Here is a 13,240-nt window from a genome sequence, read left to right as displayed (position 1 = left end):
TATGTCGAACATCAATCACAAACGCTTGTTGCCAAGCATTATTAAGATTTTTCTGCTTACCGTTTTTGCCTGTGTCTGCTCCCTGGGGCCTTTGTGGGCCGACAATAGCGCCCAAACTCCGGATCAGGCGGCTTTGGCCGGGTTCGACCTGTCCAAAGGGCCGATCAAAATAAAGGCGCAGAAACTGGTGACCAATCAGGAAGAGAATAAGGCCTGGTTTTCCATGGATGTGGTCGCGACGCAAGGCAAGACCACCATCAAAGCCAATGAGTTGACAATTTGGTACGTGGGGGAAAAGGAGCAAAACGATGTCCAAAGCGGCCTTCCCGCCTCCCAATCCTTGAAAAAAATCCAGGCCCTGGGGAACGTGGAGATTGTCAACGAGGCTTTCACCTCCCATTCGGACGAGGCTCTGTATTTGCAGAAGACGGGCGATTTGGTGCTGACCGGCGGTCCCGCCAAAGTGGTTTCGGGAAAAAACACGGTAAGCGGCGAAATCATCACCCGAAGCAAGGACGGCCTGTTGACCTTTGAAGGCGGGGTGCAGGCGGAGTTTTTTCCGGAAAAATCCGAGGAAAACAAGGATAAACCGGCCAAGGAAGGCGAATAGCGCATGGCGACCTTGCTTTTGGAAGACCTGGTGAAGGTCTACAATAACAAGATGACCGTGGATCATGTGACCATGGAGGTGGCCAGCGGCGCCGTGACCGGGCTGCTGGGCCCCAACGGCGCCGGCAAGACCACCACCTTTTATATGGCTGTGGGCATGATTCAGGCTGACGGAGGCAAGGTTCTTCTGGACGGGCGGGATCTGACGGACGATCCCATGTACGTGCGGGCCCGAAAGGGCCTGGGCTACCTTCCCCAGGAAAGCTCGGTGTTCGGCAAGTTGAGCGTGCGGGACAACATCATGGCCATCCTGGAGGTGGGCAGGTTATCCCGGTCCGGCCGGGAGAAAAAGGCCGCCGGGCTCATGGACGAGCTGGGAATCAGCCGTCTTGCGGACCGGAAGGCCTATCTTTTGTCCGGCGGTGAAAGAAGGCGGCTGGAAATCGCCCGGGCCTTGGCCACAGAGCCTTTGTTCATGCTTTTGGATGAGCCTTTCGCCGGCATAGACCCCTTGGCCGTCATTGACATATCGAATATCATTAAGCATTTGACGGAGCGTGGGATCGGGGTTTTAATTTCGGATCACAGCGTCAGAGAGACTTTAAAAGTTTGCGATACTGCTTATATTTTAAATCATGGCGCCGTGATTGAATCGGGTTCGCCGGAAAAAATCGCCTCCAGCGAGGTGGCCAAGCGTTTTTATCTTGGCGAGGGATTCACTCTGTGATAGTCTTTTGGCATAGAACATGCACGGGATGAAGCTCGTCACATCCCCCGAGAAAAAAAAATTAGCATAATAATCAGGCAGTCAGGATAATAATGGCACTGGAACTACGACAGCAACTGCGTCTGGCCCAACAACTCATCATGACGCCCCAGTTGCAGATGGCGATCAAGCTGCTGCAATTGTCCCATTTGGAGTTATTGGACGTTATCCAGCAGGAGATGGAGCAGAACGCCGCCATTGAAGAGGGGGACGAGTCCGGGGGGGCTGACGAAGATATGGGGGACAACAGAAGAGACGACCCCATGGATTTGGCCGCCAAAGAGGCGGCTCCGCCCGAAGAAAAGGAAGTGGTCATAGAAGAACGCACGCCGGATGACGTGGATTGGTCCAACTACATGGACGAATACAGCGCTCCCGGGCCTGCGGTGTTTGAAAGCGAAGAAAGGGAGGCGCCCAAATACGAGAGCTTCATAGCGCGTAAGGAATCCTTGTCCGAGCATCTTTTGTGGCAGCTCATGTTGAAGTTTTCCGATTCCAAAGACCAGGAAGTCGGAGAGATGATTATCGGCAACCTGAACAAAGACGGATACCTGGACGCCACGGTTGAGGAAATCGCCCTGGCCATGGGAGAAGAGCCCGAACTGGTGGAAAAGGTCCTGGAGCAAATGCATACCCTGGATCCGGTGGGCGTGTGCGCACGCAATCTGAGCGAATGCCTCATGATCCAGATTCGCCACCTTCAGATCAAAGATCCGGTGCTGGAGCAGATTGTCTGCAATTACCTCAATCACCTGCAAAATAAAAACTACAAGGCCATTGCTTCGGCCTTGCGCATCTCCATGGACGACGTGCTTGCCGCCGTCCGCCTTATCATGGGTCTGGAGCCCAAGCCGGGCCGCCAGTTTTCCGACGAAGAGCCGCATTACATTGTACCCGATATTTTCGTATATAAGGTCGGGGACAATTTTGAAATCGTCCTGAACGACGACGGCCTGCCCAAGCTGCATGTGAGCAACTTTTACAAGCAGGCTCTGCAAAAAGAAGCCAATCTGCCCGAAGAGACGAAAAATTACGTCCAGGGCAAGCTGCGGTCCGCGGCCTGGCTTATCCGAAGCATCCACCAAAGGCAGCGCACCATCTATAAGGTCATGGAAAGCATCGTGAAATTCCAAAGGCCGTTTTTGGAAAAGGGCATCGCCCACCTAAAGCCCATGGTGCTGCGGGACGTGGCCGAGGACATCGAGATGCATGAGTCCACCATCAGCCGGGTCACCACCAATAAGTACGCCCACACGCCCCAGGGGATTTTCGAACTGAAATACTTTTTCAACAGCTCCATCAATAGGGTGAACGGCGGCGCCATTGCTTCGGCCAGCGTGAAAGAGCGGATTTTGCAGATCATCAAGGGCGAAAATCCGAAAAAGCCGTATTCCGACGACAAGATAGCCTCCATGCTGGAGGATAACAATATTCAGATCGCCCGCCGTACAGTAGCCAAATACCGCGAGATGCTGGGGATTCTTCCTTCCAGCAAGCGCAAGAAACTGGCCTGACGGCGAATTTGTTAACCTAGTTGTCCCTTTGAAAAGGAGTCTAAAGAAATCTAATTCAACCATTTAACAGGCATCGGCCAAATGCCCCAAATCCTTGCTTAAAAGGGTTTACTTTGAAGCCGGTCAGGAACAAGGCCGGCTGGTACAACAAGCGGGCTAAGCCCGCGCAACCGAAATAAGGGAGGTTGTTCCTATGCACACATCGGTTACTTTTAAAAACCTGGATCCCTCCGACGCTTTGAGAGATTATGCTAGCGAAAAATTGGACAGGTTTGACAAGTACCTGGACAATCCGGCCGAGGCAAACGTGGTATTGACTGTGGAGAAGCATCGCCACATTGCGGAAATCAATGTGGCGGGCGACCGGCTCACGATAAATGGAAAGGAAGAGACCGGCGACATGTATACCTCCATAGACAAGGTATTGGATAAGCTGGAAAAACAAATTAAAAAGGGAAAGCAAAAAGTCCGAAAGCGCCGGGACGCGTCCCGGGGCAAGGCCCGCCTGAGAGAGGAGGGCGCCATTAGCGCTTTGGAATCGGACGACGAACCTCTAGAGACAACCATCCGTGTGGAAACCATCGATTACAAACCCATGGATGTGGAAGAAGCCGTACTGCAAATGGAGTTGGTGGACAATCAGTTTATGGTGTTCACTAACGCAAAAACAGGCCAGGTAAACGTGCTTTACCGGAGAAGAGGAAACAACCTGGGCCTCATCGAGCCCATGATGTAGAATAGGTTGCGAAGCGATTTAATTTATGAAAATTCTTGATAACATCACTCCCGAGTGCATGCTGTGCGATCTGCAGGCCCGGGATAAGAAGGGGATTATAGAGGAACTGGCAGCCCCGGTGGCCCAAGCCGCCGGGGTCAAGGTTGAGGATATGGTCCGGGTGCTGCTGGATAGAGAGCGCCTGGGAAGCACCGGCGTGGGGAACGGAATCGGCATTCCCCACGGTAAAATGAGGGAGTTGAGCAAACTCCATCTGGGTTTCGGCATCAGCCGGCAGGGGGTGGATTTTGAATCCATCGACGGAAAACCCACCAATATTTTCTTCCTTTTGGCGGTCCCGACGGACTCCGCCGGGCTGCATCTCACCATGCTGGCTCAGATTTCACGGCTTTTACGTAACGAAGAGTTCCGCAAACGCTTGATGGGTTGCGACTCCCCCCAGGAGGTCGCTCAAGCCATCGGAGAAGTGGATCAGGAGTTCTAATCGTGGAACGCCTTAAAATCGTCATCATCACGGGTCTGTCCGGGTCCGGTAAAAGCACGGCCCTGGCGGCCCTTGAGGATGCGGGATTCTTTTGCGTCGACAACCTGCCCGTGGCCTTGCTGCCCAAGTTTCTGGAATTGCAGAACCAAACCGTGTCCGAGGTGACGCGATTCGCCTTTGTTATGGATCTGCGGGAAAAAGGCTTTGTCTCCCGTTTTGAAAACGTTTTCAAGGATCTGGAAGACCAGGGCTACGCCTTTGAAATCATTTTTCTGGAATCGGACGAAGACACCTTGATTCGGCGATACTCGGAAACCCGGCGCCAGCATCCCCTGTCCAAGGACAAAGGGCTCCTTGAGGGCATTCGCCTGGAAAAGCAGGTTTTGGAGCCGTTGCGCAGCATCGCTCACCGGGTGGTGGACTCGTCCAATTTGAACGTCCACCAGCTTAAAGCCATGATTCAAGAGATGGGCGCCCAAAAAAACGAAAGAAAGTCGATCCAGATCAGCGTGCTTTCGTTCGGGTTCAAATACGGCATTCCGCGGGGCGCCGACCTCGTCATGGACGTCAGGTTTTTGCCCAATCCTTATTTTGTGCCGGAATTAAAGAATTTGACCGGACTGCAAGCCCCTGTGCAGGAGTTTGTGCTGGAAAAGCCCGTGACCCAGGAGTTCCTGAAAAAGTTTATCGACCTGCTGGATTTTTTGGCGCCCCGGTACCAAAAAGAGGGGAAAGCCTACCTGACCGTGGCCGTTGGATGCACGGGCGGAAAGCATCGGTCGGTGTCCGTGGCCGGCATAGTTTATGAGCATTTAAAGGGTCTTTTCTCGAATGTATCCCTTTCGCACCGGGATATTGAACGGTAAAGTCCTTGCTTTTTAGTCCGATACGTGAAAATGTTCTGGCCCGTCCGGGCCTGTTTATTTTTTAGGCCCCGCCGGAATTGGGTCTTGCAAAGCCTTTGCTTGGCGCCGTATAGTTACCTTTTTCCGGCTTAAACCTTAATCAAACCGCGAGCAATCGCGGGGCATCCTGCGTCCTTTAAGACGCAAACCGGAGCGGCCCGACGCCGCCCCGGCGCCGAAAAACACTTAGGAAACCTTAGTAATCATGATCGGTATTGTTGTTGTAACCCACTCCCAACTTGGCGACGCCCTGCTCTCCGCCGGAGAGTTCGTCCTAGGGGCGCCCATCGAGTCCGCCCAGGCGGTTTCCATCAATTTGAAGGAATCCGCAACCAAGCTGCGGGATGATATCGCCAAGGCCATCAAAAACGTCAATCAAAACGAGGGAGTCCTCATCCTGACGGACATGTTCGGGGGAACTCCTTCCAACCTGAGTTATTCCTTCCTGGAGGAAGGACGTGTGGAAGTCATGTCCGGAGTCAATCTTCCCGTTCTCCTGAGGGCCGTCAAGACCCGGCAAAAAGAGGGCAAACACATCAGGGAGCTGGCCCAGGAAGTTGAGGCGTACGGCAAGAAGAGCATTTGCCTGGCGAGCGGTATATTAAAGGGCAACAAAACCGGCTAATATGAATTGTTCCATAACCCTGGAGGCGATGGACCCGGCGGATTTAGATGAAATATGCCGGGTTGACGGGGACTGTTTCCTGTTCCCCTGGCCCCGCCCCTATTTTGAGAGTGAGTTGAAGCTCCCCGACGCCCGATGCGTGGCGGCCAAGCTCCAGGGTGACCATGCGGACGGCGATATTATTGCGTATTGCTGCATCCGCATTTTGATGGATGAAATGCATCTGATGCGCATTGCGGTGGCTCCGGAGTTCCGGGGCAGGGGAGTTGGCTTGTGGATTCTGGAGGCCGTCTGCGCCATGGCTTCGGCCCTGGGCGCGGAAACCGCCCTCCTGGAGGTGAGAGAATCCAACGCCGCCGCCGCGGCTTTATATGAAAAGGCGGGATTCGCCTGCTGCGGCAAACGGCCTAACTATTATCCGGAAACCAGGGAGGCTGCCCTGGTGATGCAAAAAAAAATCCCAAGGAGGCATTATGACCACGAAAATTGCAATCAACGGCTTTGGGCGGATAGGACGTCTTCTTTTTCGGGCTGCATTGGCCCATCCTTCCCTGGAAGTGGCGGCGATCAATGACTTGATGGATACCAAAACCCTGGCCCACCTGTTGAAATACGACTCCACCCACGGCAAACTGGACTGCGAAGTGAAAGCCGGAGACGCCAGCATTGAAGTGGACGGAAAAGTCATTCCCGTATCCACAGTCAAGGATCCGGCGCTTCTGCCTTGGGAACACTACGGCGTGGACATCGCCTGCGAGTGCACCGGTCTGTTCCGGGACCGTGAAAATGCAGCCAAACACCTGAAAGCCGGCGCCAAGAAAGTCATCATTTCCGCTCCGGCCAAAGAACCCGACGTGACCATCGTCCTGGGCGTGAACCAGAACGAATACGACCCGGCCAAGCACGATATTATCTCCAATGCTTCCTGCACCACCAACTGCCTGGCCCCCGTGGCCAAGGTGCTCATGGAGAATTTCGGCATCAAAAAGGGCCTTATGACCACCACCCACGCCTACACCTCGGACCAGAGGCTGCTGGACGCTCCTCATAAGGATCTCCGCAGGGCCCGCTCCGCGGCCCTGTCCATGATCCCCACCACGACGGGCGCCGCCAAGGCCGTGGCTCTGGTCATCCCCGAACTGGAAGGCAAGCTGAACGGCTTCGCCATTCGCGTCCCCACCCCGGACGTCTCCATTGTGGACCTGGTGGTGAACGTGGAAAAAGCCCCGGGCTCCGTGGAAGCAGTCAACGAAGTCATGAAAAAGGCCGCCGAAGGCGAACTCAAGGGCATCCTGGATTATTCCGACGACCTGCCCCTGGTCTCCACGGACCTCGTCACCTGCCCGGCTTCCTCTACGTTCGACTCCGGCCTGACCTACGTCATCGACGACATGGTAAAGGTGTGCTCCTGGTACGATAACGAATGGGGATACGCCAACCGCGTAGCCGATCTTGCTGAAATGGTAGGTAAATCCTTGCCGGAGGCATGCTAATGGACGCCAGAACGCCGCTTATCGCCGGAAACTGGAAAATGTTCAAGACTCCCCAGGAGGCCGCCCGCGACGCGGCCGCCCTGGCTGAACTGGTCAAGGGCGTAGAAGGCGTGGACGTGATGATCGCCCCCACCTTCGCCTGTCTGGTTCCCGTAGCGCAAGCCCTGGAGGGAAGCGCCGTCGCCCTGGGCGCCCAGAATATGCACTGGGAGACCGAAGGCGCCTATACGGGCGAACTCTCCGGCCCTATGCTCAAGGCTGCGGGGTGCTCCCACGTGATCATCGGCCACTCGGAACGGCGCCAGTATTTCGGCGAGACCGACGAAACCGTGAATAAGAAGATCAAGGCCGCTCTGGAGGCGGGTTTGAAGGCTGTTTTGTGCATCGGCGAGACGGAAGAGGAAAGAGATCAGGAAAAAACGCTGAATGTGCTTGACAAACAGCTCAAAGACGGTCTAAAAGACATTTTTCCCGGCTCGGGGGAGGACGCCTTGGTGGTCGCCTATGAGCCTGTCTGGGCCATCGGCACCGGCAAAACCGCAACCGATGATCAAGCCCAGGAAGCCCATGCATTTATCCGCAAGGTTTTGGCTGAATTGTTAGGAAAAGATCTTGCCAAATCCACACGCATATTGTATGGGGGGAGCGTCAAACCGGCCAACATCGCCCAGTTGATGAGCAAGCCGGATATTGACGGAGGACTGGTCGGCGGCGCCAGCTTGGATCCTGAGACTTTCTCGCAAATAGTCAAGTTCCAATAAAACGGCCGCAAAACCAAAGGAAGGCCGCCAATCCGTATAAATGGCGGAAAAGGAAATCATGACGATACTCGTTACCGTGATCCACATTGTTGTTTGTATTGCGCTCATCCTGATTGTTCTTCTGCAAACAGGCAAAGGAGCCGACATGGGCGCCGCCTTTGGCGGAGGAAGCAGCCAGACCGTGTTCGGCAGTTCAGGCCCCGCAGGCTTCCTGAGCAAAGGCACCACGGTGGCTGCGGTTTTGTTCATGTGCACTTCCTTGTTCCTGGCGATTCCGTCCGACAGCGCCATGGAAAGAAGAGCGGTTGCGCCCGAGCCCATCACCCAGGAGGAGATGGATCAGGCAATGCCCACAGACGTTGTTGTGGATGACTTGAAGGCTGAAGCAGATGCTGCAGCCCAGGCGGCGGAAGAAGCCGCTCCCGCGTCGGAAGCTGCAGCGGCAACCGCTGAGGAGGCGCCGGCCGCGCCTGCAGCGGAAGCAACACCGGCTCCTGCAGCCGAATAAAAGACATACTTGCCGAAGTGGTGGAATTGGTAGACACGCTATCTTGAGGGGGTAGTGGGCCACGCCCGTGCCGGTTCAAGTCCGGCCTTCGGCACCAAATCGTCATATCAGGGGTGACTTCAGCTTAATACTAAATAAGCTATTTTTTTATGTAAAATATTTGATATTCATTTCAGGGATAGAGGTTGTAGCTACAAGTAAATATACATAAACTAAACGACCACTGGCTAAAAGTAGGAGGATTTTTTTTTAAGTGCTGAAAGCACGGATACGGGTCGCAGACCCGTCGTTAGCTTTCTAATTTGAAATTATCATCGGGATTGGGTTCAAAATGATGCTCCAGATAATTCTTGATCATTTCATCGGTAACTTGGCCCGCGATAACACAAAATATCCCCGCACCCAAAAATGCCGACCTCAATACCGCTTTTTCAAATGGGGAAACTCTTCAAACAACTTTGTTGCGCTTCGCCCTTTTATCCTTCGTCTTATCTCACTGGGAGCCAGTGTAGGGGGCGCGGACACAAAAATGTGTACATGATCCTTGCTCACCACCCCTTTGGTAATTCGAATTCCAAACAATTCAAACGTTTGACGGACCAGTTCCCGAACTCGTAACGATAGGTCACCATGCAACGCCTTGCAGCGGTATTTGTTCACCCACACAAAATGGTATTCTATGTTGAATACCGTATGACTCCCATAGCGATAGTCCATAGGACTCTTATGGGCTTTGAACTCACGTAACCAACGGATAAATCCATTCGCCTAAAGGCGGAGGTTTTAACCTTTTTCCAGGCTAGTAATCGCCGGGTACGGAAAACGTGTGGAACGCCCAAACCCGTCAAAACAAAAAAGGAGACGAGCTTGGCCATTTTAAGAACCAGTGTGACCGGAGCCAAATTACCCAATACCCCTAAAGCGAGCCTGGCCAATCGCCTGATTGAGGAGTTCGCCGCAGTGAAGGTGAGGCATTTTTTGGGGGGTAAAAGGCGGATCAGCGGGATTGCATCCGCTGTTTCTTGCATGCAATCCCGCTTTTGAGTCGCGGCGCCGCTATCCTTCTAATCGTAAAAATAATCCGTCTGCATGTCTACGCACAAATGCGCCTTTTCCATGAGGCGCTCGGACAGGCCTTTGATCTTGGAAAGTTCATAGTGAAAATAATATTGCATGGTATAAACCTTGCCGGTATAGAAATCCGCCTCCTTCTTTGAAGGCCCTTTCTCCAGCTTGGTTTGGGCGGCGATTCCCTGCAACAGCCATTGCCACCCGACTGCGATACGCCCGAAATACTCCAGGTACAGGCTGGCGTCGGCCAGGAACACCTCCGGCCCGTCTTCCTGGGCCACGCCAAGCAGATGCATGGTAACCTGCTGTAACTGATGCATGGCCTCGTCCAACCTGACGGCGTAGGGCTCCAGGCTCTTTACGCCTTTGGCCACGTCGATGGTTTTTTGGACTTCCTGGTTGTAAAACATGGACGCCTTGCCGTTTTTCATCAGCACTTTGCGCCCCAAAAGGTCCATGGCCTGAATGCCCGTGGCGCCTTCATGAATGGGATGAATCCTGATATCCCGATAATACTGCTCTATGGGAAAATCATCGCAATACCCGTATCCGCCGAAGCATTGCAGGCCGTTGCTCACGGAAAGGACTCCCATTTCAGAGGGAAAGCTTTTGGCTATGGGGGTTAAAATCTCCAGCAGCAAATGATATTTTTCCTTGTCTTCTTCATTGTCCGCAACCAGAGCCAGGTCGTAATACATGCCGCACTGGGTCAACAGGGAAAGGGAGCCTTCCACAATGGACCTTTGGAGTAAAAGCATCCTTTTCACGTCGGCATGATTGATGATGGGCGTCTGGGGCTGCGTAGGGTCCTTTTCCGTAATCCTCCGCCCTTGGGGGCGGTCCTTGGCGTATTCCAGGGAAGCGTAATAGGCCGCTGTTGCAATGCCCGCTGCGCCCAGGCCCACTTCAATCCGGGCTTCGTTCATCATCTGGAACATGCATTTCAACCCCTTGTGAGGCTCTCCTATCAGATAGCCGCGGCAGTCGTTTTTTTCTCCGATGCTCAGCTCGGTAAGGGGCATGCCTTTGTAGCCCAGCTTATGATAAACGCTTGAGCAGACAACATCGTTGAAAACAAGCGATCCGTCCGGTTCCACCCGTTTTTTGGGAACCACAAAAAGGGAGATCCCCTTGGTCCCGGCCGGCGCTCCGTCAATCCTCGCCAGCATGAGGTGGACGATGTTGTCCAGGGCGTCGTGATCCCCGCCGGAGATAAATATTTTATGCCCCCGGATTTTATAATACCCCTCGTCCGTGGGATAGGCGGTGGTGGTGATGTCCGACAAGGAGCTGCCGGCCTGGGGCTCGGTCAGGGCCATGGTTCCCTGCCATTCTCCTTGAATCAGTTTGTCCAGATAGGTCTCCTGCAACGCCTTATCCCCAAAGGAAATGATCAAATGGGCGGCGCCTGCGTTGGCGTCGGAATACACGCTGGCGGAGTAATTGGCGGCGGCAAAGATGAACCGGGACATGTTGGTGAGCGTCAGGGGAAACTGATCTCCCCCGTATTCCAGGGGAAAGTTGGACGCAATCCAGCCCCCCTCGCCGCATTCCTTCATGATTTCCTTCACCTTGGGGTGAACCTTCACCTCGCCGTCCACCAGTTCCGGTGGCGTGACGTCCATTTCTTCCAGGATTGGCCGCATAAGGTTTTTGGCCAATTGCACGGCGGACGAAACGACCATGTCAAACACCTTATGGTTGTGCTCTTTGTAGTAGTCGAACCGGGTCAGCTCATCCACGTTAAAGACGTCGTATAATAAAAAGTCGATATTCCTCTTGCTTACGAATTTACTCGCCATTTTTCCCTCTCGAAAAATTGATTATGCGCCCAGCTTCATGGACGCGATAAGAAACGACTGGTTCCGGTTTTCCACATGAAGGGCCTGCTCCAAGGAACCCGCATTCAGGTTCTGATTGATGGCCTCCTTGGTCATTTTCAAACCCAGGGGATTTTTCGACGCCATCTTTCCGGCAATTTCCAAGGCCGTATCAACAAGGTTCTCCTTTTCAACCATCCGGCTGGCGAACCCCAGTTGAATGGCTTCTTCAGCGGACATAAAATCGCCGGTAAGCAGAAACTCATTGGCGCGTCCCGAACCGATCAGCCGGGGCAGAAAATAGCTGCTGGCCAAGTCGGCGCCGCCAAGGCCGATATTGATGTACGCCGCGTTAAAACGGGCGTGGGGGGTAATGATGCGCACGTCCGAAGCCAGGGCGAAGCTGAACCCGGCCCCGGAGGCGGCTCCGTGAACCGCCGCAATAATCGGCTGGGGGAGGCGCCGCATTTTGTAAAACAACCTGGAGGCCAGGGATTGATGCTTGTAAATCAGGGCCGGGGTCGCCTCAAAAAGCTGGGCCGCGGATTCCTTCATATCCATGCCGGAGCAAAAGCCCTTTTCGCCGGCTCCCGTGAGAACCAAAACCCGAATGCTCTCATTGGCTTCCAGGGCGTCGAACAAGGCGTGCAGCTCCTCGATCATTTTTTGGTTCAAGGCGTTGACGGTCTTGGGCCTGTTCAAGGTTAAAAGCCCGATGTTGTCCTTTTCTTCAAAAAGCAAGGTTTCAAAATTCATGGAATTCCTTTCCGTAGCTTACTTAGGGGGTAAGAAGTATTCTTTAACCTTCGGAACTTGGAAATAAATATTGAAATCAAGTAATTACGCCAGAGCCCAAGATCTTTCTATATACCAGAGCCCAAGAGTCATGGTCCCTTCCCCCCTGGCGGGGGAAGGACAGGATGGGGGGGAACCATCAGAAAAGACGTGATATATCACCCCCACCCCAGCCCTCCCCCGTCAAGGGGGAGGGAGTTTTTTGGGGATCGCCTTTGGCGTTGAACTCCTCATCGCCTGTCGCAATCTCTTGATTACATGTTGAAAAATTGATTCCCGAAATATGAGGCCTTAGCTTTTCGCGAAGCCTTGAATGCGATCCTGGGCGTCGCCGGCCGCTTGGTCGGCGGAGTACTCCCGTTCCAGGCTTTCTTTCATGCTGTCCATTTTGTTTCGGTAATACAGCAACTTGTGCGCAGCGTTGGCTTCTTTGCTATTGGCCATGATCTTGCCGGCCAGATTCCATACCGCATTTTTCAATTCCGCGGCGGGAACGGCCTTGTTTATCAGGCCAATCCTTTCCGCCTCCCTTCCGCTGATCATTTCCCCGGTATAGGTCATTTCCCTGGCCTTCATCTCCCCGACCCTTTGGGGCAGGCGAGCGCTCATCCCCCACATGCACCGCAGCCCCCACTTGGTGTGGGTGTCGGCGAATTTGGCGTCCTCGCCGGCCACTAAAAGATCGCAGGCCAGGGCGATCTCCAAACCGCCGGTCAGGCAAAATCCGTTGATCATGCCGATCACGACGACAGGCGCCGTCTCCATGACGGATTGCAGACGTCGGGCCGGTCCATGCAGCCTGGCCTCGATATCCGCCTCCCCAAGGCTCGCCGCAGCCTTGAGATCCACTCCCGAACAAAAGGCCCGCCCCGCGCCGGTTATGACAATGACGCCGGTCGCAGGGTCCCCTGCCGCCGCCTCCACCGCCTCCGCCATTTCGGACAGCACCTCCGGCGTAAGGGAGTTCAAGGCCTCCGGCCGGTTGATTGTTATGACCGCCACGCCGTCTTCGGCCTCATGCAAAATGGTTTTATAACCCATGTCTCCACCCTCGATTCCTGGTTTCGCGTCTGCGCAGCCGCATGTCCGCCCCCCAAAAATAGGCGGCGAAAGACAATTGTCAGACTGTTGTATTTCAAAACGCCTTTGCAGC

Annotated in this window: 14 protein-coding genes, 1 tRNA gene and 1 pseudogene; 12 read left to right on the top strand and 4 right to left on the bottom strand. The window is 54.1% G+C overall.

The window, feature by feature from the left end; all coding sequences use genetic code 11:
• Position 1 precedes the first annotated feature (1 nt).
• From G491_RS0100150 to G491_RS0100095, 12 genes are all read left to right on the top strand, one after another.
• Positions 2-610 carry an LptA/OstA family protein gene (locus G491_RS0100150; RefSeq protein WP_028313143.1) on the top strand — a complete coding sequence of 203 codons (609 nt, stop codon included), beginning with the start codon at positions 2-4 and terminating at the stop codon, positions 608-610.
• 3 nt (positions 611-613) lie between these two features.
• On the top strand, positions 614-1,336 hold the full coding sequence (gene lptB, locus G491_RS0100145; protein ID WP_028313142.1) for an LPS export ABC transporter ATP-binding protein: 723 nt from the start codon (positions 614-616) through the stop codon (positions 1,334-1,336).
• A 92-nt stretch (positions 1,337-1,428) separates the two neighbouring features.
• The gene (rpoN, locus tag G491_RS0100140) at positions 1,429-2,889 is read left to right on the top strand and encodes an RNA polymerase factor sigma-54 (protein ID WP_028313141.1); all 1,461 of its coding nucleotides are present in this window, start codon (positions 1,429-1,431) and stop codon (positions 2,887-2,889) included.
• Positions 2,890-3,082: 193 nt separating this feature from the next.
• Complete coding sequence (hpf, locus tag G491_RS0100135) at positions 3,083-3,625, top strand: ribosome hibernation-promoting factor, HPF/YfiA family (RefSeq protein WP_012610495.1); 543 nt, start codon at positions 3,083-3,085, stop codon at positions 3,623-3,625.
• Between the two features lie 25 nt (positions 3,626-3,650).
• Positions 3,651-4,109: a PTS sugar transporter subunit IIA gene (locus G491_RS0100130; RefSeq protein WP_012610494.1), complete on the top strand. Its 459-nt coding sequence runs from the start codon at positions 3,651-3,653 to the stop codon at positions 4,107-4,109.
• A gap of 2 nt (positions 4,110-4,111) precedes the next feature.
• Positions 4,112-4,975 (top strand): RNase adapter RapZ, encoded by an 864-nt coding sequence (rapZ, locus tag G491_RS0100125; protein ID WP_028313140.1) that lies wholly within the window; start codon positions 4,112-4,114, stop codon positions 4,973-4,975.
• 244 nt (positions 4,976-5,219) lie between these two features.
• Entirely contained in the window at positions 5,220-5,639 is a 420-nt protein-coding gene (locus G491_RS0100120; protein WP_012610492.1) for a PTS sugar transporter subunit IIA, read from the top strand.
• A 1-nt stretch (position 5,640) separates the two neighbouring features.
• The gene (rimI, locus tag G491_RS28780; RefSeq protein ID WP_051326915.1) at positions 5,641-6,213 is read left to right on the top strand and encodes a ribosomal protein S18-alanine N-acetyltransferase; all 573 of its coding nucleotides are present in this window, start codon (positions 5,641-5,643) and stop codon (positions 6,211-6,213) included.
• Entirely contained in the window at positions 6,113-7,132 is a 1,020-nt protein-coding gene (gene gap / locus G491_RS0100110) for a type I glyceraldehyde-3-phosphate dehydrogenase (protein ID WP_028313139.1), read from the top strand. Before rimI ends, gap begins: the two co-directional genes overlap by 101 nt.
• Positions 7,132-7,893, top strand: a complete 762-nt coding sequence (gene tpiA, locus G491_RS0100105) for a triose-phosphate isomerase (protein WP_028313138.1) — start codon at positions 7,132-7,134, stop codon at positions 7,891-7,893. The genes gap and tpiA overlap by 1 nt, the downstream gene beginning before the upstream one ends.
• Positions 7,894-7,951: 58 nt before the next feature.
• Positions 7,952-8,401 (top strand): preprotein translocase subunit SecG, encoded by a 450-nt coding sequence (gene secG, locus G491_RS34820; protein WP_028313137.1) that lies wholly within the window; start codon positions 7,952-7,954, stop codon positions 8,399-8,401.
• An 11-nt stretch (positions 8,402-8,412) separates the two neighbouring features.
• Positions 8,413-8,498, top strand: a tRNA-Leu gene (locus tag G491_RS0100095).
• Positions 8,499-8,690: 192 nt separating this feature from the next.
• Here the strand turns inward: G491_RS0100095 and tnpA are convergent.
• The 4 genes and pseudogenes from tnpA to G491_RS28775 all read right to left on the bottom strand — a co-directional run bounded on the left by tnpA (position 8,691) and on the right by G491_RS28775 (position 13,128).
• Positions 8,691-9,118 (bottom strand): annotated as a pseudogene (gene tnpA / locus G491_RS34815) (IS200/IS605 family transposase).
• 347 nt (positions 9,119-9,465) lie between these two features.
• Positions 9,466-11,274 carry an acyl-CoA dehydrogenase family protein gene (locus G491_RS0100085; protein ID WP_028313136.1) on the bottom strand — a complete coding sequence of 603 codons (1,809 nt, stop codon included), beginning with the start codon at positions 11,272-11,274 and terminating at the stop codon, positions 9,466-9,468.
• Positions 11,275-11,295: 21 nt separating this feature from the next.
• Positions 11,296-12,048: an enoyl-CoA hydratase/isomerase family protein gene (locus G491_RS0100080; RefSeq protein ID WP_028313135.1), complete on the bottom strand. Its 753-nt coding sequence runs from the start codon at positions 12,046-12,048 to the stop codon at positions 11,296-11,298.
• Positions 12,049-12,378: 330 nt separating this feature from the next.
• Positions 12,379-13,128: an enoyl-CoA hydratase/isomerase family protein gene (locus G491_RS28775; protein ID WP_035217260.1), complete on the bottom strand. Its 750-nt coding sequence runs from the start codon at positions 13,126-13,128 to the stop codon at positions 12,379-12,381.
• Positions 13,129-13,240: the final 112 nt, after the last annotated feature.

Source organism: Desulfatibacillum aliphaticivorans DSM 15576, assembly GCF_000429905.1.
Lineage (GTDB): Bacteria > Desulfobacterota > Desulfobacteria > Desulfobacterales > Desulfatibacillaceae > Desulfatibacillum > Desulfatibacillum aliphaticivorans.
The sequence above is the reverse complement of the archived record's forward strand: the minus strand, read 5'-3'. Positions and strand labels throughout refer to the sequence as shown.